This window comes from Adlercreutzia sp. CNCM I-6207 (genome assembly GCF_977072305.1).
In genome coordinates, this window is sequence record NZ_CDRVLZ010000003.1 from 15,430 (window position 1) to 34,631 (window position 19,202).

Annotated in this window: 16 protein-coding genes; 14 read left to right on the forward strand and 2 right to left on the reverse strand. The window is 55.1% G+C overall.

Going from position 1 to position 19,202, the window contains the following annotated elements; translation table 11 throughout:
- Nucleotides 1-250: 250 nt before the first annotated feature.
- The 10 genes from ACW4QM_RS02290 (at nt 251) to ACW4QM_RS02335 (ending at nt 8,672) form a co-directional block, all read left to right on the forward strand.
- On the forward strand, nt 251-1,384 hold the full coding sequence (locus tag ACW4QM_RS02290) for an ATP-binding protein (RefSeq protein ID WP_232325509.1): 1,134 nt from the start codon (nt 251-253) through the stop codon (nt 1,382-1,384).
- Between the two features lie 79 nt (nt 1,385-1,463).
- Nucleotides 1,464-3,092 (forward strand): chromosomal replication initiator protein DnaA, encoded by a 1,629-nt coding sequence (dnaA, locus tag ACW4QM_RS02295; RefSeq protein ID WP_157011795.1) that lies wholly within the window; start codon nt 1,464-1,466, stop codon nt 3,090-3,092.
- Nucleotides 3,093-3,503: 411 nt separating this feature from the next.
- Nucleotides 3,504-3,638: a 50S ribosomal protein L34 gene (gene rpmH, locus ACW4QM_RS02300; protein ID WP_022737978.1), complete on the forward strand. Its 135-nt coding sequence runs from the start codon at nt 3,504-3,506 to the stop codon at nt 3,636-3,638.
- 11 nt (nt 3,639-3,649) lie between these two features.
- Nucleotides 3,650-4,036: a ribonuclease P protein component gene (gene rnpA / locus ACW4QM_RS02305; RefSeq protein ID WP_302223934.1), complete on the forward strand. Its 387-nt coding sequence runs from the start codon at nt 3,650-3,652 to the stop codon at nt 4,034-4,036.
- Complete coding sequence (gene yidD / locus ACW4QM_RS02310) at nt 3,969-4,253, forward strand: membrane protein insertion efficiency factor YidD (protein WP_114538850.1); 285 nt, start codon at nt 3,969-3,971, stop codon at nt 4,251-4,253. Before rnpA ends, yidD begins: the two co-directional genes overlap by 68 nt.
- Nucleotides 4,254-4,281: 28 nt before the next feature.
- Entirely contained in the window at nt 4,282-5,058 is a 777-nt protein-coding gene (locus tag ACW4QM_RS02315) for a YidC/Oxa1 family membrane protein insertase (protein ID WP_455798164.1), read from the forward strand.
- Nucleotides 5,059-5,154: 96 nt separating this feature from the next.
- Nucleotides 5,155-5,742 (forward strand): Jag family protein, encoded by a 588-nt coding sequence (locus ACW4QM_RS02320; protein WP_114538848.1) that lies wholly within the window; start codon nt 5,155-5,157, stop codon nt 5,740-5,742.
- A gap of 95 nt (nt 5,743-5,837) precedes the next feature.
- Nucleotides 5,838-6,512, forward strand: coding sequence for a 16S rRNA (guanine(527)-N(7))-methyltransferase RsmG (gene rsmG, locus ACW4QM_RS02325; RefSeq protein WP_302223937.1), 675 nt, complete (start codon nt 5,838-5,840; stop codon nt 6,510-6,512).
- Nucleotides 6,513-6,631: 119 nt separating this feature from the next.
- The gene (locus tag ACW4QM_RS02330; RefSeq protein WP_321203150.1) at nt 6,632-7,627 is read left to right on the forward strand and encodes a ParA family protein; all 996 of its coding nucleotides are present in this window, start codon (nt 6,632-6,634) and stop codon (nt 7,625-7,627) included.
- Entirely contained in the window at nt 7,620-8,672 is a 1,053-nt protein-coding gene (locus ACW4QM_RS02335; RefSeq protein WP_197745965.1) for a ParB/RepB/Spo0J family partition protein, read from the forward strand. Before ACW4QM_RS02330 ends, ACW4QM_RS02335 begins: the two co-directional genes overlap by 8 nt.
- A 172-nt stretch (nt 8,673-8,844) precedes the next feature.
- On the opposite strand, the gene rlmN is transcribed toward ACW4QM_RS02335, so the two are convergent.
- Nucleotides 8,845-9,900, reverse strand: a complete 1,056-nt coding sequence (gene rlmN / locus ACW4QM_RS02340) for a 23S rRNA (adenine(2503)-C(2))-methyltransferase RlmN (RefSeq protein WP_114538845.1) — start codon at nt 9,898-9,900, stop codon at nt 8,845-8,847.
- A gap of 72 nt (nt 9,901-9,972) precedes the next feature.
- Here rlmN and ACW4QM_RS02345 point away from each other — a divergent pair, with 72 nt between their 5' ends.
- Nucleotides 9,973-10,923 (forward strand): D-alanine--D-alanine ligase family protein, encoded by a 951-nt coding sequence (locus ACW4QM_RS02345; RefSeq protein WP_157011791.1) that lies wholly within the window; start codon nt 9,973-9,975, stop codon nt 10,921-10,923.
- Between the two features lie 75 nt (nt 10,924-10,998).
- Here the strand turns inward: ACW4QM_RS02345 and ACW4QM_RS02350 are convergent, their stop codons facing one another.
- Nucleotides 10,999-11,718 (reverse strand): hypothetical protein, encoded by a 720-nt coding sequence (locus ACW4QM_RS02350; RefSeq protein ID WP_157011789.1) that lies wholly within the window; start codon nt 11,716-11,718, stop codon nt 10,999-11,001.
- Between the two features lie 60 nt (nt 11,719-11,778).
- Here ACW4QM_RS02350 and ACW4QM_RS02355 point away from each other — a divergent pair, with 60 nt between their 5' ends.
- The 3 genes from ACW4QM_RS02355 to ACW4QM_RS02365 all read left to right on the forward strand — a co-directional run bounded on the left by ACW4QM_RS02355 (nt 11,779) and on the right by ACW4QM_RS02365 (nt 19,189).
- Complete coding sequence (locus tag ACW4QM_RS02355) at nt 11,779-14,748, forward strand: helicase C-terminal domain-containing protein (protein ID WP_157011787.1); 2,970 nt, start codon at nt 11,779-11,781, stop codon at nt 14,746-14,748.
- 15 nt (nt 14,749-14,763) lie between these two features.
- Entirely contained in the window at nt 14,764-15,999 is a 1,236-nt protein-coding gene (locus ACW4QM_RS02360; protein ID WP_157011785.1) for a hypothetical protein, read from the forward strand.
- A 61-nt stretch (nt 16,000-16,060) separates the two neighbouring features.
- Nucleotides 16,061-19,189, forward strand: a complete 3,129-nt coding sequence (locus tag ACW4QM_RS02365) for an aminopeptidase (protein ID WP_455798165.1) — start codon at nt 16,061-16,063, stop codon at nt 19,187-19,189.
- Nucleotides 19,190-19,202 lie beyond the last annotated feature (13 nt).

Consider the following 19,202-nt stretch of genomic DNA (forward strand, 5'->3'; position numbering starts at 1 on the left):
TAGGAATTCTCGAATTCCGAGTTTTCCACTTTTACTGAATATTTGGTTGATAAGTCGGAATTCTTCAGAAAATCGCAGGTAGTTCAGTTTCGGTTTTCCACTTTTACTGAACAAATAGTGAATTACTCATCACTGGTTATGAAATGCGCAGGTAGATACCTTGTAAAATGATGAAACACGTTACAATATCCTGAAAAATTCTTGAAACGACGAATTGAACGGCGAACAAAACGGAATGATCTTGGAAACCATGGAACAACATACTTCTCTTCACGACGAAGCTCCCCAGGGGGCTTCCTTCGACTATTCCTTCGTCGACACCGTGGGGCGCATCGCTCTCTACGACGACCTGCGCAGCGCACCACGGGTTGTGGAGATAAAGCCCGCCGACACGGCGGCTTATATCGAGGCGCTCGCCTCCACGGTGTACGAACAGTCCCATGGCGCAGGGGGAACCATCCCTTACACCGTTATTCGGGAGGTTTCCGAAAATTTCATCCATGCGCGCTTCAAAGAGGTGGTGGTCTCCATTCTCGACAAAGGGAACACCATCCGCTTCGCCGATCATGGCCCCGGCATCCCCTCGAAAGAAAAAGCCCAAATGCCAGGGTTTTCTTCTGCCGTCGAGCCTATGAAAAACTATATTCGGGGCGTCGGGTCGGGCCTTCCCATTGTGCGGGAGTACCTCGAATCGTCCCATGGCACCATTACTATCGAGGACAATCTGGGGACCGGCGCCGTCGTCACCGTCAGCTTGGTGCGTGAAGAAGACGATCCTCTGGACGACTGGGACGAAACCGACGTGCTGAGCAGCAAGAGAGAGTACACCTCAGGCTCGTCCTACGCTTCGGAAACCGCCGTGGTTCATCAGCCCTACGCAGCGCCCCTCGCAGCCGGCACCGAACCCTATCCCTCCAATCCAGCCGGAATCTATCCCTCCATGGGCTCATCCAGCGCACCAGGGGCGACTCCCTACCCACCCGCCTACGCGCCGCAAGGCTACAGCGCAGTACCCGCGGCTCCAGCTCCCGTACCGGCTCCCTCTTACGGAGCCCCTTACCAGGGATATCCGAGCTACGGGGCCTATGGAGCCGCCCCAACCGCCTATCCGGCCTACGGAGCAGCGCCAGCACCGGCGGCGTATCCGGGTTACCCGAGTGCCGTCATGCCGGCGCCCGCCCTCTCCGAACGCGAGCGAATATTCCTGAAGCTTCTCCTTAAAGAAGGAACCCTCCGGAACAAGGATTTCAGCGACCTGACCGAGACGCCGGCCTCCACCACCAACACCACCCTCAATCGGCTGCGAGAGGCAGGTTTGGTGGAAATGGTCGGGAAACAGCGGGCCCTCACCCCTTACGGCCGACAGATCGCACAGGGTCTCTAAGACCCAAGCCTTGCCAATTTGCTAGAATTGCCCTGAAAGCGGAGAACCACGGCAAAATACGCCGGCGGAAGGATGATGTATGGATAGCGAGACGCTCAACGAACAATGGGCGCGTATTTGCGCCCAGGTCAAAAGCTACCAGGATATCGACCCCTCCCAGGTTTCCGCCTTTTTCTCGCGGCTCGTTCCCCAGGCCATGAGCGATTCATTTCTCATGCTCACCGCCGACAACGACTTTATAAAGACATGGGTCGAGCAGCATTACACCGAGGTTATCGTACGCGCGCTGCGCGATCTCACCGGCGTCGTATTCGCGGTGGCCATCGCCGTCGACCCCACCCAAGAGCAGCGTAAAATCGCCGCTGCAGGCCAACCATCCCCTGCGGCGCCCCTTTCGGCGCCCGCCCAACCGATGCCGACGCCAACACCCGCGCAGCCAGCAGCATCGACGATGGAGTCTCTCCCTTCTCAGCCCATCGCGGCAGCTGCGCCCCCCTCACCGGCCTATGGTGCTCCCCTGTCTCAGGCGACCCCCTTCGAACCATCCGGCATGGTCGCCCATTCCCTTGCAGAGGACGTCGTGGTCGATCACTACGCGCCTCCCGCGCCCGCACCGCTCTCCCAGGAGCCGGTCGCCGAGAGGGCTTCGAATCCCTCGTCTTCCCTCACGTTCGAGAACTTCGTTATCGGGGAATCGAACCGCATGGCCTACTCCATGGCCGTCGAAGTTGCAGAGTCCCCCGGACGGCTTCCCCTTAATCCCCTGTTCATTTACGGGAAAAGCGGCTTGGGCAAAACCCATCTCATGAGAGCCATTCAGAACTACATCGAGGAAACGCGTCCCTCGATGCGAACGGTCTACGTGGATGCTCAGGACTTTGTCTCGAAGTACTCAGAGGCCGGCGCCATCAAGGACCAGGAGAAGGTCAGCTTCCGCAACTTCCGCGCCTACTATGAGCAGGCGGACATCCTCCTCCTCGATGACGTCCAGCACCTTCAGGGCAAGAAGGAATCCATGAACATGCTTTTCCAGCTGTTCAACACGCTGACCAGCCAGGGCAAGCAGGTGGTGCTCTCCGCCGACCGCGCTCCCAAGAACATCCAATTCGACGAACGTCTGAAATCTCGCTTCTACAGCGGCGGCACCATCGATATCCAGCCGCCGGAAGTGGAAACCAAACTCGGCATCGTCAAATCCTTCACCGACGAGTTCAGCCGCAGCGAGGGCCTGGGAAACTTCACCCTCTCCGACGACATTCAAATGTACATCGCCGAGAACTCCGGGTCCAACATCCGCGAGCTCAAGGGCGCCGTGAATACCGTCATCTACCGCATGATCTACTGCGATCGCAGCGATATCTCCATCGATGAAGTGCGCGAGCTTCTAGCCAATCATTTCACCGGCGGCATGTCACGAAGCTTGACCGTGGAGGACATCCAGCGCGAAGTGGAGAACTTCTTCAAAGTGAGCCATAGCGACATGGTAGGCCCCAAGCGATCCCAATCCATTGTGAGACCGCGACAGATCGCCATCTACCTGTGCCGACAACTGCTCGACCTCCCCTACGGCGATATCGGCAAGAAATTCAATCGCGACCATTCGACCGCCATCCATTCGGCAACAAGTATCGAAGAGCGTTTGAAGACCGATCGTGATACCCAGGAAGAGATTGAGGTGCTGCAGAAGATCATCTGCGAGCTGGACTAGTTTGTTCACAAACTCTTGATAAGAAGGGAAAACCTGCGCATAACAGGGCAACTTTTCAACGACAACGGGAGAGAGCAGAGGATGGCCGCCAGCGCATGGTTCACAAGCGCGCTTGACAACTCACCAAGCAGTAAGTACGTTAGCAAGCTCCCCACCTGCGGCTATGCCAGTTATCGACTAATCCACTCGTCTTATTGAGACTACTATTTGAATTCTATTTTTAGAATCCCTCTTCAATGGGAACTACTTTTTAGTTCTGCACAGCCGTTACCTGTACTTCATGGTTCCACCTCCCTATCGCAACTCCCTTCGCAGCCATCTTCCTTATTCTTCTGTTCGCCCCGTTGACAGTACTTTTTTGCGTTGTATAATTCAAAAGCTACTCTTTAAACCATGAAAGGGAAAGAAACAATGAAACGCACCTATCAACCGAACAAACGCAAGCGCGCCAAGTGCCATGGCTTCCGTGCCCGTATGGCTACCAAGGGTGGTCGCGCTGTTCTCGCTTCCCGTCGTGCTAAGGGGCGCAAGCGTCTCACCGTCTAGGAGATCTTTAGGTGCAGACTATTAAATCCAGCACTGAAATCTCCCAGCTCTTCTCTACGGGGCATCGTCTTCATACGCCATACTTTACGGTTATTGTAGGCGTCCAGGACGACAAGCAGAGCAATTATGAGCGACACGGCCATTCCGGTCGTGTCGCTTTTATTGCGGGGAAGAAGTTGGGGAATGCCGTTTGGAGAAACCGCGCCAAGCGCCGCTTGAGAGCACTCTGCATGGAAATGGGTGGGCCGTGGGCCGGCTTTGACGTGATATTTCTGGCAAAATCAGGCCTCACTCGGGCTTCTTATAGTAAAGTGCTGAAAGCATGCGGAAATGTCGCTGAGCGCCTTGCCCAAGGCGAAGGGAAGAACACCGTTGAAGAAGCTACTCGTACGCATTAAGAGGATTCCGACTCTGGTCGCTATCGGTCTTATTATGTTTTACCGAATGGCTCTTTCACCCCTTCTCCCCCCTTCTTGCCGCTTCATTCCCACATGTTCCGAGTACGGACTCACCGCGTTCAAGCGATATGGGTTTTGCAAAGGGTTCGTGCTCACTGCAAAGAGAATACTGCGATGCCGCCCTGGCGGTCCGTGTGGGTACGATCCCGTTCCCTGAGTCGCTGGTGCATTTGGAAAGGTAAGCTATGTGGGATATCTTTAAAGACTGGATCTTCGACATCATCCAGTTCTTCTATAACTTCTGCCACGACTGGGGACTGGCGATCATCATCGTCACGATTATCTTTCGTATCATTGTCGCGCCCCTCATGCATAAGCAAGCGAAGTCCAATTATGCTATGCAGAAGGTGCAGCCGAAGATTCAGGCCCTGAAAGATCGTTTCCCCGATGATCCCACGCGTCAATCCCAGGAGATGCAGAAGATATACGCGGAGATGAAGTTCAACCCGCTCGCTGGTTGTCTTCCGATGCTGCTCCAGATGCCGATCTTTATTGCTCTGTTCAAGGTGCTTCGCGAGATGGGCGATCGTATTGGCGAGGGCACGTACTCGTTCTACAACTTGGTTCCGAATCTCGTCACGACGCCCTCCCAGGCTTTCGGCGAGGGATTCGGAACATTTGTTCCCTATCTCATTCTCATGATTATCTTTGCTGGTGCTACCTTCCTTCCGATGGTTCTTCAGCAGTTGAAAACTGAAAACACCCAGCAGAAAAATCAGACGCTCATGATGGGCGCGATCATGTCTCTTATGATGCTTTGGATTTCCTGGGGTTCACCGGCGGGTGTGTTGCTGTTCTGGGGCGCATCCTCCCTTATCGGTATCGGGCAGAACCAGTTGACGCTTGCGCGCTGCCGTGCTGCCGATCGGCGTAAAGAGGAGGAAGAAGCTCTCGTCGTCAAGCCGATCGAGGTTAACGTCACGCGCAAAGAGAAGAAGAAGCGTCCTAAGAAAAAGCGCTAGACCTTACTGATTTTAGGGAGTGTTTCACATGAAACACTCCCTTTGTACGTTCCGTGGCATCATTTCAACCGCGGTGTTTAAGGTTAGGAGCCTGTAATGACTGAAGAGTTCGAGGACATGATTGAAGAGGTAGAAGACGAGGTGGTGGAAGAATCTCAGTCTTCTGCGGATCCCATTAATACCGAAGAGGTTGTTGAAGAGGACGAGCTTATCGTGACGGACGAGATGCTCGATACCATTGCCGACACTGCTATCGCGGCGCTCCAAGATATTCTCCAGTATTTCAATGTCGGCGAAGTGACTATTGATGAGTACGAGGGTGACGAGGGCGAACTGATTCTTGATATCAGCGGCAAAGATATGGCTGTCCTTATTGGTCGTCATGGAAAAACTCTTGATGCGCTGCAATTCATTGTGTCGATGATAACGGTACGCACTATCGGTTTCCGTTATCCAGTTATTGTCGATGTTGAGGGCTACAAGAACCGCCAGCGCCAAAAGCTCGAGTCGATTGCGCACAGCTCCGCTAATCGAGCTGCTTCTCAGCACCGTAAAGTTGGATTGCGCCCGATGACCCCCTACGAGCGTCGGATTATCCACATTGCTTTGAGAGACGATGATCGAGTCGAGACCGTTTCTGAGGGGGAGGGTCCTTCCCGCCATGTGGTCGTGGTTCCTCTGTAAAAACTGTTCTAATACTTTCAATGTGCTGATGGGACGCGCAAAGCACGTCCCATTTCCTTTATTATGGACACGTTCGCCTATGGAAAGGAGTTGAGATGGCAGATGATCAGACGATGAGCTTGATGCAGTGCTATCTTGCTTCAATCCTTGAAGCAAACAAAGTTACGAATCTTACTCGCATTACTGATGGGGAACAGGCGCGTCTCCTTCATATAGAGGATTCGCTGGTAGGTTTGCCGGAGGTCAATGAAGCTCCTGACGGTCTCTATGGAGACCTTGGCTCAGGAGGGGGGTTCCCCGGCGTCCCTCTTGCGCTTGCGACAGGAAGAACGACCCTTCTCGTTGATTCGGTGAAGAAGAAAATGGCCATCGTCCAATCTGTCCTTGATGATCTTTCGTTGAGTGAGCAAATTTCTACATCGAGCGAACGCATCGAGGATCTTCCTCTGGAGTACAAGGAGAAATTCGCCGTCCTCACAGCTCGAGCTCTGTCTAAACTAGTTTCTCTTATAGAGCTTGCTTCGCCCCTTTTGAAAAAGGGCGGTCGGTTAGTCTGTTATAAAGCCCAGCTATCATCGGAAGAACTTGATGAAGCTCTTGCTGTGCAAGACCTTGTGGGTATGAGAATGATCTCTCAGCGTGAGATTTGCTTGAGCGATGGAGAGACCATGAGAACCATTGTAGTGTTTGAGAAAGTCGGCAAGTCACGCATCAAGCTTCCTCGAAGAATTGGCTTGGCTCAGAAACAGCCACTGCGTCCCCGTAACTGAATGTAGTATGTGATCGTGTTTCACGTGAAACACGATCAATTTGAATCCTTCTGTCGAACATCGCCTGAACCAGCTTGAGGCGATGATATACTGTGCTCCAATCAAGGAAGGAGGTTCCTGTGGGATTCTTTGATGGTCTTAAACGAGACACAAAACAAGCCCGGACTGTCGAAGAGGTTGATCAACCTCAGACTCAGGAACAAGAAGTGGTAGCCGCTGAAGAGGAACTCGTTGACGATCCTGAAAATATTGAAGTGGTTGTCAGGGAGGTTGAGGATTACGCAGCTCCTGTGATTCCTCGAGAACCTTTGAAGAGCTATAAAGACAAAGCGCCGGTGCGTCATGTTGTCGGACAGACGAAGATTATTGCCATCATTAACCAAAAAGGTGGCGTAGGGAAGTCGACAACAGCGATCAACCTTGGGGCTGCACTGGGAGAGATGGGCAAACAGGTGCTTCTTGTCGATCTTGATCCTCAGGGAAATTGCTCCAGTGGCCTAGGCGTTGAGAAGAGTCTTATACAGCAGTGCATCTACGATGTTCTCCTTAACGATGTTCCTCTTGAAGAGGTAATTATTCCTGATATCGCCGAGGGATTAGACATTGCTCCGGCTACGATTAATCTTGCGGGGGCGGAAGTCGAGCTGGTCTCGGAAATGGCGCGAGAGAATCGCCTTAAGGATGCTGTGGGTAGCATGCGGGGCAAATATGATTTCATTCTCATCGACTGCCCGCCTTCTTTGGGTCTTTTAACAGTTAATGCTCTGGTGGCGGCTGATAAATTGCTTATTCCTATCCAATGCGAGTTCTATGCCTTGGAGGGTGTGACAAAACTTCTCGAATCAATGAAGCGTGTCAAATCTCGCCTTAATCCTACTCTGGATATCTACGGCATTCTTCTTACTATGTACGATAGCCGTACGACGCTCTCGAAGCAGGTTGTCGATGAAGTGCGTGAGTATTTTGGGCGCCTGGTGTTCGCCACGCCTATTCCTCGCACGGTTAAATTGTCGGAAGCTCCGAGTTTTGGGCAGCCGATTACCCAATACGATCCCAAGGGAAGAGGCGCTCTTTCCTATATTGAATTAGCGAAGGAAGTGATTGCACGTGGCTAAGCCCGAACGTCGTGGAGGACTCGGTCGAGGTCTGGGTTCCCTCCTCCCCGGTTCCTATGAATCACCTGCCCCTGTTTCCCCTGCGCCCGAGCGCCAGAGAGTGACAATTGAAGTAGATGAAGAGGCGGCGCGAGAGGCCCCTGTTTCCACACGGCCCGTACGGACGATGGTTGAGATAGAGGAAGAACCAGTTAAGGTCTCTGAACCCATTGTGCGAGAAGCCATCATTGAGGAATCGAGGACTGAGGAGGTTCCTGCACGGGGAACTGATGAGGTGGAGATTGATAGAATCGCCCCTAATCCTGATCAGCCGAGAACCCAATTTAAAAAAGAGGAAATAGAAGAACTCGCTGCTTCTATTGAAAAGGATGGTCTGCTCCAACCTATTCTTGTAAGGCAAATGGCCGATGGTACCTATCAGATCATTGCCGGTGAGCGCCGTTGGCAAGCCTCTAAGGCTGCTGGTCTTAAGAAGGTTCCCGTTCGTGTAAAAGAGGTTGATGACGACCAAGCCCTTGAGCTTGCGTTAATTGAAAATATCCAGCGCTCTGATTTGAACCCGATAGAAGAGGCGTACGGATACCGTCGGTTGATGGAGCGACGCTCGATGACTCAGGCGGAAGTGGCACAAGCAGTTTCCAAAGGTCGTTCGACTGTCGCCAATGCACTTCGACTTCTCGATCTTCCTGAAGAGGCTCAGCAGCTTCTGTTTGAGGAAAAGATCACGGCGGGCCATGCACGGGCCATTCTTTCAGTGCCCACAGCTGAAGGTCGTCTTTCCTTGACTCAGAAGATTATTGATAACGGTTTGAACGTACGCGAAGCAGAGAATCTTGCTCGCCTTATGTCAGGTAAAAAGGACGGCTCTGCCTCGACCCCTCGTGAGCCGATGCCTGCGGTTTACAAGTCTGTGGCGAAGACCTTACGCGAGACACTGAAGACTAACGTGCGTGTGAAATCGTCTAAAGGGAAGAACAAAATCGAGATTGAATTCAAAGATGAGGAAGATTTGCGGCGACTCTTCAGTGAGCTTGTTGGTGAGTAACTTTCGATAGCATTTAATGACTAAGAAAAGAGTCTGTTTCACGTGAAACAGACTCTTTTCTTTTGTTAAAAGAAGTCGTTGTAGACCCTAGTATGAGGTAAGAGAAAATGCTTTACATAACATGCCATTAGTTATCTTTGTTTCACGTGAAACAAGAGAAGAGAAAGACGAATTAACGAAGAGAACCTTGCGCTAACTTGTTTTTTAACTGACCACATGCTCCATCGATATCAGCTCCGCGGGATTTTCTGAAACTTGTTTCCACACCATAATGGATCAGCGTCTCGACCCAATGTTTTGCAGTTGCTGGCGAGGCAGCTTGCAGAGGGGATCCTTCTACGGTGTTCACCGGAAGAAGGTTGACATGGCAGAGTAGCCCATCACAGAAGTCGAGAAGTGCTCGAAGATCTTCTTCTGAATCGTTGATATCCTTGATGAGAAGATACTCGAAGGAGACACGACGGTTGGTAGACTGGGTGTATCTCTCCACAGCCTTTTTTAGATCCGAAAGAGGTTGCTTTGCCACTTTCGGCATAAGCCGATCACGCTTCTTCTGTAAAGCCGAATGAAGAGACACGGCGAGCGTGAATTGCTCTGGCTCTTGGGAGAGACGATCGATCCCATCTATAATGCCGCAGGTAGAGAGCGTGATATGTCTCGCTCCTATATTGAAATCGTCCCGGCTGTTTAGAATGCGCAAAGCGGCAAGAACTTCATCGTAGTTAAGGAAAGGTTCCCCTTGACCCATAACAACGACATTGCTTACCCGTTCTTGGAAATCCTCTTGGACGAGAGCCACTTGAGCGATGATTTCTGCAGCCGTGAGATTCCGTGTAAGGCCTTCGCGGCCAGTTGCACAGAACTGGCAGGCCATAGGACATCCTACTTGTGAGGAAACGCATACTGATAGCCGATCGAGAGAGCCGTCTCGATGGTAGACGGGCATGCCCACCGTCTCAACTAATGAGCCGTCGGCCAGAGTCACAACATATTTGCGTGTCCCATCTAAGGAAATTTGTCGGTCGAAAATTTTTACCGTCTCCAACGGAAAGAACTCAGAAAGTTTCGTCCTGAGGTCTTTCGGAAGATTGGACATGGTATCGAAAGAAGCCGCATGATGGCGGTGAACCCACTCGTGAATCTGTTTTGCGCGAAAGCGAGGATATCCCCACGAGGTGACAAGATCCTCGAGTTCGGCTTCTGTAAGCTTTATCAGTTCGTTATTCATAGGTTCATTATAGACGGTGGCGTTGCTCTGATATACTGCCTCCAGAGATTTATCGTCTGGAAGGAATGCTCCATGGCAACAGTAGTTGAACCCGCAAAATGTCGCGTCGCCCTCTTAGCTGGAGGAACCAGTGGGGAACGCGAAATTTCCCTTGCATCGGGCAAAGGTGCCGGGGAGGCGCTTCGTGAAGCGGGGTTTATTGTTCAGGAGTTGGATCCGGCGAAGAAGGACCATCTGAAAACGCTCATTGAGGAGCCCTTCGACGTTGCCTTTCTCTGTCTTCATGGAAAAGGTGGCGAGGATGGCGTGCTCCAGGGCTTTCTGGAAACGATCGGCCTTCCCTATACGGGACCTGGTGTGTGGTCAAGCGCGACGGCGATGAATAAGGCCCAATCCAAGCTCTTTTACCAGCGCGAAGGCATTCCTACTGCTCCCTATCAATACATCAAGAAGGGAGAGGGGTATTCCGTTCAAGAGCTTGCATTGGCTATGGGCGGAACCTGTGTCGTGAAACCGGCTACCGAAGGCAGCGCTTTGGGTATTTACATCGTGGAAGGCGAAGAAGCTATCGCTGATGCCATCGAGCGTGTGTTCGAAATCGACGAGCTTGTTGTCGTTGAGAAGTATATTCAAGGTACCGAGCTTACGGTTGCCGTGTTAGGAAACAGAGATCCTTTCGCTTTACCTGTCATCGAGATTGTTCCTAAAGCTGATTTTTATGATTTCGAATCGAAATATGCCCCCGGTGGTTCGCAGCATATATGCCCGGCACCTCTCGATGAGGAGAAAACCAAGCAAGTAATGGACGCCGCTGTCGGCGCCCATAAGGCATTGCAGTGCAGTGGCGTGTCGCGTTCCGATTTCATTCTCGACGAGAATGGCATCCCGTGGATTCTGGAGACCAATACCATTCCTGGCATGACGGCGACCTCGCTTCTTCCCGATGCGGCCCGCGCGGCAGGCATCAGTTTCCCTGAGTTGTGCACGAAGCTCATTGAATATGCCTTCGAAGAGGGAGAGTAAGCGCTTGCGGCCGAGGGGCGACCAAGGTCGCCCCTTACGGTTACCGGTTAGATAACTAAAACAAGTGTTCTCGTTTTAGAACACTCCGCAAGACTTCAGGCCGATGATGATGGCGGCAACGAGGGCAAGAAGAAAGGCCCAGCTGAGAATGTAACAGCCTTTATTGCCCGTGCGTCCAGCCTCCACGAGGCCGTCGATGAACCCTCGGCGCGTTTTAAGTAGCGCCATGCCGCGTTGTTTCTCGGGGAGAGGCTCGCGCTCGCTCGGAAGCCACGTGCCGTTCGAGTTGATGATCTCGTCGACGGCCGACCCCTTCAACGCCAGCTTCGGGCGAATGCCCTTGCCGATAAGCCCGCAGATGCCATCGATGAACTGGTTGAATTCTTCTGCGTAATGGGGGCTGTACCCGATAACTGCGGCCTGTCCCCAATATTCACCTGGCTCAGGTGTTTCCGTGAAGGCGACAAAGGAGAGAATTCCCACGAGTTCCAGACCTTCCGCTGCCAAAAGGCTCAGTTCGCGTGAGAAGCTGTCGTCGAAGTAACCGATAGTTTCGTTGAACTTGTTGATAAGCCATGCGCGATGGACGCCCTCGTCCATAGTGAGATTGATGCGGTATCGGTCTCCCACGAGGGTGTTGGAACCCATGAGCACCGCCGCATCTTTCTTTGAGACCGTTCGAAATGTTTGATATGTACCGAAATACCGTTCCATGAATATTCTCTCCGCCCTGGCTGATACAATACCGTGAGTTGTCGAGAACACCATAACCGAGCCCGATGAATCAGGGAACACTCGCTAGGCCGAGGTTCCTTTTTTTCACCACCAAGGGCGCCGCGAAAGATAGGCTGCGCTATGTCACGTGACACCACCCCCCTTGAAGGACAGCTGAAGAACTTCATCAGCGACGGAACGCCGCCGGAGATTATCGCGCGTTACGAGTCGCTGCCTGAACGGGCCCAAAGGAGCGATTTCGGCCGGTTCGATAATAATGTCGTTGTTTTGGATACGGAGACAACGGGATTCTCTCTCGTCCATGATGAGTTGACGCAGATTGCAGCGGCACGGGTGGAAAACGGCGAAATTGTCGACTGGTTCGTTACCTTCGTGAACCCGGGAAAGCCCATTCCTGAGGATGTTGCCCATCTCACCGATATCCACGATGAGGATGTGGCCGACGCTCCCTCGGCGTCCGAGGCCCTAGCCGATCTGGCCGCTTTCATAGGAGATGCCGTCGTCGTGGCCCATAATGCCGAGTTCGACCGCAATTTCACGACGAAGCATCCGACGGGCTATCCGCTGCTCGAGAACACTTGGATCGATTCCCTTGATTTGTCCCGCATCGCGCTGCCCCGCATGAAATCCCATCGACTCATCGATCTCGTGAAGGCTTTCGGTGCTCCTCGGTCAACGCATCGGGCCGATGAAGATGTGGCGGCGACCTGTGCCCTCCTGCGTATTTTGCTTGCTGCTGTGGAGACCATGCCGACTATGTTGCTGCGGGAAATCGCCTCTATGGCGGAACCGAACGATTGGCCGACGGTTGTGGTGTTCAAGTATTTTGCCGAGCGTGCGGCTGAGACGAGCGAGGAGAAACCCCTTCCTTTCTCACTGCGCACCCTGCGCCGAGAACGGGTGGGGAAAGCCGATCTAAGACCGCTCGTGGATGCCGATGAAATCGCCGCCGATCCAGGGCGATCCTTCTTGCTCCCCACGGCCGATGCTGTGGCCCAAGCGTTCACCGCCGAGGGCGTAGTAGGCTCCCTGTACGAAGAGTACGAGCAGCGCGGCGAGCAAGTGGCTATGGCCGAGGCGGTGCGCAACGCGTTTGCCCGATCGCGCAATCTTATGGTGGAGGCAGGAACAGGCGTGGGTAAATCCATGGCCTATCTTTTGCCGGCGGCCATCATTGCCCGAGATAACGGTATTAATGTCGGCGTAGCTACTAAGACGAACGCTCTCCTCGACCAACTGGTCTATCATGAGCTTCCCGCTCTTTCGGAGGAGCTCGGTGCCGACCTCACCTATGCTGCTCTCAAGGGGTTCTCCCATTATCCCTGTCTGCACAAGGTGGAGCGCCTCGTCGTGGAAGGCCCCGGCATGCGCACCGTGGGCAAGGAGCAAAAACCTCAGGCTCCGGCCCTTGCCGCCTTGCTTTCCTTTATTGAGCAGACGGCCTACGACGACATCGACGGCCTGAAGATCGACTACCGCACGCTGCCGCGCTGGATGATCACCACCACGAGCCACGATTGCCTGCGCCGTAAATGCCCATTCTTCGGCACGTCCTGCTTCGTTCACGGTTCGCGCCGCAAGGCCGAGGCCGCCAATATCGTCGTTACCAATCACAGTCTCCTATTCTGCGATCTTGCCGCTGACGGAGGCTTGCTCCCGCCCATCCGCTATTGGGTGGTGGATGAGGCCCACAGCGCCGAAAGCGAGGCTCGCCGGGCATTTTCCCTTGAACTGGCAGAGGAGGACATTCTCTCCCTCGCGCGCCGCGTAGCTTCCGAGGAATCTCGGCGCAATGTCTTCGTGCGGGCGGAGCGCACCGTTGTTATGCCGGGCAATGAATCCTCGACGACGCTGTTCTATGGGCTCACGGGAAAGGCGCGCCGCGCGGGAGCCGAATTCGGCGAAGCGGCCCAAGCGTTCTGCAAGGCACTGCCCGACTTGTTCTTCTATGACACCAATAAGCGCTCGAAGGGCTACGAGACGGTGGATCTTTGGCTGAATGACGAGATTCGCCACGGCTCCCTCTTCCAGAACATTGCCCGTCTTGGCCGCGCCATGGCCGAGCGTGCCGAGAAGATGGTGACGGTTTGCCAGGAACTCGTGGGTTATTTGGAAGATATCGAAGGGGCCGCCGTCATTCAGCGCGAAATTGCCTCCATTGCGATGGAGATGAAGGAGATCATTCAGAACGTCGAGGTCATCTGCACGCAATGTCCCGAGCGCTATGTGTATGCGGCGAGCTTAAGTCGCAAGACCGATCGTCCGCAGAACAAGCTGGAGGCCTTGCTCGTATCGGTGGGGGAGACGCTGAACGAGACCTTGTATGCGCGGACCCATTCGGTGGTCTACGCGTCGGCCACGCTGACCGTTGACGGCAGCTTCAACAGCTTCTCCCAGGCCATGGGGCTGAACGAGAGCGAGTTTTCCGTTGCCGACGAGCTGCTGCTTGCCTCAAGCTACGACTTCGACAATCAGATGGTTGTCTATGTTGTCAACGATATGCCCGAACCCAATGATCCGAGTTATCTCGGTGCTCTGCAGCGCCTGCTCATCGACGCTCACCGTGCCCAGAACGGGTCGATGCTCACCCTGTTCACGAATCGCCGCGAAATGGAGAAGTGCTTCGAAGAGGTGCAGCCGGCTCTGAAGGGAGACGATTTGCGCGTCGTGTGCCAGAAGTGGGGTGTGTCGGTGAAGGGCCTGCGCGATGACTTCCTCGCCGACGAGCATTTGTCCCTTTTCGCTCTGAAGAGCTTCTGGGAAGGGTTCGACGCGCCGGGCGCCACGCTGAAGGGCGTCGTGATACCGAAATTGCCCTTCTCGAAGCCGACGGATCCCCTTTCTTGCGAACGGGCCGCTCGTGACGATGCCGCCTGGCGGCGCTATGTCCTGCCAGCGGCGGTGTTGGAAACGAAGCAGGCAGCAGGCCGTCTTATTCGCAAAGCTGATGACCGGGGCATTCTGATCCTTGCGGACAAGCGTCTTATTACGAAGGGCTACGGCAAGACGTTCCTGAGATCACTTCCCAGCCAGAATATCCGATTCCTATCGGCGGCTCAGATCGTCGACGAGATAGCAGCGCGCCGCTAGGGGAGCATTCTGGTTATGGTAGCGAAGAGGGCGCATCATCCGATGCACATAAAGCGGCGCACGCGGGGGTCTTCCAACGAGATTTCCTTCAGCGTGCTCGATGCCGCCCGTGAGGCTCGCGATGCCGAGGAGCGCGATCGGCGCGAGGGAGGCTCGGGCGGCCCTTCTCTTTTCACATTGGGGAAGGGAAAGAAGCCTCGGCCAACACCGGTCAAAGGGCAGTCCATCGTCTTGTCTGGCGAAGCTCCCGCATCCCCATCAGCCTCTTCTTCCGCTGTTGATCGAAAAATGAGGGGCATCGTGCCCGTGTTCGTGGTGGTGTGCGCCCTTTTGGTCATCACGCTGGTGGGCGGCCAAGCTCTTATGTCGATGAGGGAGCAGCAGAAGTCTCTGCTTGATACCCTGAATGATCAGGTTGACATCATCAAGAGCTGCGATGAATCCCTTCTTCCCTTCGACGAACTGGTTATTGAACAGTGTGATGCCAAGCGCCTTTCCCCCTCGGCGACGGGAGACGCCGCGCCTTCCGCAGAAGCGCTGAACGAGGGGTATCGTGCCGTTGTCGCGGAGATCGCCCCGATGAGAGCCCAGTTAGAGGACTCTATCGCATCCATGGAGACGCTGCAGTCGTCGCTGAGCGACAATGACGATAAGGAGGCGGCCTCTCAGGTGGTGACGGCCGCTCGCTCGCGCCTTAATATGCTGGATGCGGGGGTCAGTATCATCGAGGAGTCGATGATGGCGACAGAGGCGTTTCTCAAAGCCCGATCGGGGTGGAATGCCGTGATAAACGCCGATGCGGCTATTCGTGAAGCCACGGCGTTGGCTGAAGAGATGAGCAAGGAGAACATTCTTGCCTCGCAGGCTAAGGGCAACGAGGCCCTGGCGTTTTTGGAAGAGGCTCAGCAGGATTTCTCTCAAGCCGAAGCGGCCTATCTCAGTCTTGATTTGGCAGCCTTTAAAGCCTACGTGGCTAAAAGAATAGAATCGCAGCAGGCAGCCCTTGCTGCCGACGAGGCCTATCTTTCCCGCAACAAGGAAGAGCTCGAGGCTCAGAACAGCCGCTATAACGCGTTGGAGGAGGAAGCGGCCGCCTTGGCCCAAGAACTCGGGGAAGATGACCCAGAGCAAATCGTTGCTCTTCGATTCTACAAAGAGATTGAGGCCGACCAAGGCGCCTATGAGGCCGAGCGCCTAAAAGCAGGAAATGCTGATGCCTTTCTTCGTGAATATCTCGGAACGGCCTCGTAATGGCGTATACTTACGATAATTATGTCCATAGAACCCTCTTCACCGAGGAAAGGCAACGTACATGGCCGAATTGAACGAACATGTCGCATATCTGTCTCAGGAGATCGGCCCCCGGCCGGCGGGTACTGAGGAAGAACAGCGTGCGGCTCTCTACATAAGCGAGCAGTTTTCCGCCGAGGCCGGTCTGACGACTGCTATGGAAGACTTCCAGTGCAATCCCGACAGCTCACTTCCTCGAACGCTGTGCAGTGGTGTAGCTGTGTTGGTGACGCTGGTGGCGACGATTGTGGGGGCGCTGGCTGTTCCTGCCATCGTGGTGTCCCTCATCTGCGCTGCGTTGGCAGCCGCTGAGGTGTTCGATAAGCCGGTGCTTTCGCGGCTTTTGAACCGCGGGGTGAGCCAGAACGTCGTCGCGCGCTACCTGCCTGCGAAATCGCCGACGCGAGCGAGCCGGAGACGCAAGGTGATCGTGGTGGCGAACTACGACAGCGGTAAGGTGCGACGCGATTTGAACGGTGCGATGCCGGCGGTGCTCCCCATCCTTTATTGGGTTGAGCTGGCGATGCTGGTGGTCATGCCGCTGCTTTTGGCGATTCGCATGGTGCTCGCACCCGACGGTAGCGTGCTCGTGGTGTTCAACGTCCTTCTGGCTGTTGCCATGGTGGTAGCGGTTTTGCCGGTTGCGTCGTTTCTGCTTGAGAAGTTCGCGAACTACAACGAGGGCGCAAACTGCAACGCTGCAGGAGTGGCGGTGCTTTTGGAAGTCGCCTCTCGCGTGGCCGCCGCTCGGGATCTCCCCGATGCCCCCGAGCCAACGGTTCATGGCGAGGCGGCCGCCGTGTCGGCGGGACTTGTTCCTGAGGGGGCGGAGATTGTCTACCATACGGGGAATACTTCCGAGGATTTGGGAACCTCCATGGAGTCAGCTGCCGAGCGCCTGGCGGCCGCCAAAGCTGCCGTAGCGGCGTTGTCAGGGAAACCGGTGTCTGCAACGCCTACTGAGGTGGCAACAGAGGATGAATCTCCGGCGAAGGGAGAGGAAAACGGCGCCGTGGAGGTTTCTCCGGAAGAGAGCCTAACTCCATCCTCTGCCGCGGTCGTCGTCCCTGTTGCTGCTCCCGCCTACGCGGCGCCTGTTGAGCATCAAGTACCTGAATGGTTCAAAAAGGGCCAGGAGCAAGCCAAGAAGCCTGCTAAGGAAAAGCCCGTGCAGCGGTCGCGGTACGCCACGGCTTTGGAACGGGCCGAGGAAGAAATTAACGCGCGCGAGGAGCATGAGCGCCGCAACCTCGACGAGCTTTCCGAGCGTATGCGTGTTATGCGCGCTTCGGTGCAGGCAGCTTCGGCAGCAGCTGGCGCAACACCCACCGAGATTATGGACAGCGTGGTTGCGGACGAGAGCTCCGAGGAAATTTCTGCTCCGCCTTCCGCATCGGCCGTTAATGAAGAGGCATCGCCCTCGTTGGCCCCCGTATTGCCAGCCATTGAAGTGCCGGCGGTTGAGGCCGATCAATTGCCGTCTCCTTCTAACAACACGGTCTCCGCGATGCTGGCCGACATTCCCGCCATCGCATCCGAGCCGGCCTCTTCGGAAACGGGGACGCCTGCCTCGAAGCCTGTCGTGTCTGCTGTACCGGCTGCGCCTGTTGTGCCCCAGCCGACGGATGACCCCGATGTGACGGTGCGAGACGGCCAGCGTCCGTTGACGGGCGCCACCGTGGCGGTTCCTCCCATTGATCTTTCGACGTCTGATGCTCCTGCTGCGCCTGCGGGCGGGCAGCGCGTGGTGGTGCCCTCGGTGGGAGAAGTGGCTGAGACTCCGGCTTCGGCTCCAGCCGCTGCCCCCCGCCGCCGGCGCGCTATTACGCTGCCCAATATCGGCATCTCCCAAGAGCTCCCGCGCATCTCTATGGATGATTGCCAGCAAGCCGCTCCTCTTTCAGAAGATCGCCCCGAGCATGATGGTCGCGTGCATGACTTGAGCGCCGTCATCCCCTCGGTGACGACGCCCGAGCCGCCGTCGGCCGTTTCAGGTACGCGGGAAGCGGCGCTGCTCGACGCGCTGCCGTCTTTGGGAAGAACGACAACGACGACTGATCCAGCGCTTTCCGGCAGCATTAGTCTTGCGGGCACGTTTTCTTCTATGGGGGCGACGGGAGCGGCCGCGCCTATCGGCGATGAGCTTTTGGAGAATGCCTCCGAGAACGATATATATATCGAAGACGTCGATGACTCTGCTTATGTGGAGCAGATCACCGAGACGGGAGCGATGGCTGGTCCCGGTTATGTGGAGATGCCCAAGAGCCGTTTCGGCGGTATCTTCGGCAAATTCCGCCGCAAGAAGCGTGAGGAAGCATCCAGCCCGCAGGAATGGCTCGATGTTGAGGAGAGCTTCGATGCCCGTGAAGTAGGAGCAGCGCGCGGCGGTTGGGAGAGTTTCCGCGAAGAAGGCGATATCCAGGCTTACGACGAGGAGTATTTGGACGCCGACGCAACGACAGCGTTTTCTCCCGAGTTTGATGACGATTTTGCCGAGGACGGCTTTGATGCACCGCGCTCTTTGCATCGTCGCGGCCGTCATTTCGAGGGTGGGGCGTTCTCTCGCGATCAATTTGACGATGAGTCTGAAGGCGAAGAAAACCAGACCAGTGCCGCCGATCCGTCCAGTGTGTTCGGTGAAGGACTGCCCGCCGATTTCGTCTTCGAGCCGACGCCGGAAATCGAGCAGATCGAGCAATTCCACAGCGACCGCATCGATATGGAAGTGTGGTTTGTGGCGCTCGGTTCCGAACTTGCCGGCAATGGCGGCATGAAAGCGTTTATGGCTGCTCATGAGGTCGAGCTCAAGGGCGCGCTTATTGTGGAGCTGGAGGCGTTGGGTGCCGGTGAGCTGACGCTGATTGACAAAGAGGGCACCTATGTTCCCAAGAAGGCCTCGAGCCGCATGAAGCGCTTGGTTCGCAAGGCCGGTCAGGCCACCGGGCTGAAAGTGCCCGAGGCTACGATGGAATGGCGCAACAGCGCATCGGCCTACGCCTTGAAGCACGGCCAGCAGGCCCTGCATTTGGCGGGCATGGATGGCAGAAAACCGGCATTCTTCGCCGAAGAGGACGATGTCATTGAAAACATCGACAACGACATGTTAGCCTTGAACAGCGATTTTGTCATGGAAGTACTCAAGCATATCTAGCGACGAAATCCAG

Excerpts from the sequence above, each read along its gene's own strand:
- ACW4QM_RS02290 (WP_232325509.1), top strand. The coding sequence starts at position 251 with ATGGAACAACATACTTCTCTTCACGACGAAGCTCCCCAGGGGGCTTCC.
- dnaA (WP_157011795.1), top strand. The coding sequence starts at position 1,464 with ATGGATAGCGAGACGCTCAACGAACAATGGGCGCGTATTTGCGCCCAG.
- rpmH (WP_022737978.1), top strand. The coding sequence starts at position 3,504 with ATGAAACGCACCTATCAACCGAACAAACGCAAGCGCGCCAAGTGCCAT.
- yidD (WP_114538850.1), top strand. The coding sequence starts at position 3,969 with ATGTCGCTGAGCGCCTTGCCCAAGGCGAAGGGAAGAACACCGTTGAAG.
- ACW4QM_RS02315 (WP_455798164.1), top strand. The coding sequence starts at position 4,282 with ATGTGGGATATCTTTAAAGACTGGATCTTCGACATCATCCAGTTCTTC.
- ACW4QM_RS02320 (WP_114538848.1), top strand. The coding sequence starts at position 5,155 with ATGACTGAAGAGTTCGAGGACATGATTGAAGAGGTAGAAGACGAGGTG.
- rsmG (WP_302223937.1), top strand. The coding sequence starts at position 5,838 with ATGGCAGATGATCAGACGATGAGCTTGATGCAGTGCTATCTTGCTTCA.
- rlmN (WP_114538845.1), bottom strand. The coding sequence starts at position 9,900 with ATGAATAACGAACTGATAAAGCTTACAGAAGCCGAACTCGAGGATCTT.
- ACW4QM_RS02345 (WP_157011791.1), top strand. The coding sequence starts at position 9,973 with ATGGCAACAGTAGTTGAACCCGCAAAATGTCGCGTCGCCCTCTTAGCT.
- ACW4QM_RS02355 (WP_157011787.1), top strand. The coding sequence starts at position 11,779 with ATGTCACGTGACACCACCCCCCTTGAAGGACAGCTGAAGAACTTCATC.
- ACW4QM_RS02360 (WP_157011785.1), top strand. The coding sequence starts at position 14,764 with ATGGTAGCGAAGAGGGCGCATCATCCGATGCACATAAAGCGGCGCACG.
- ACW4QM_RS02365 (WP_455798165.1), top strand. The coding sequence starts at position 16,061 with ATGGCCGAATTGAACGAACATGTCGCATATCTGTCTCAGGAGATCGGC.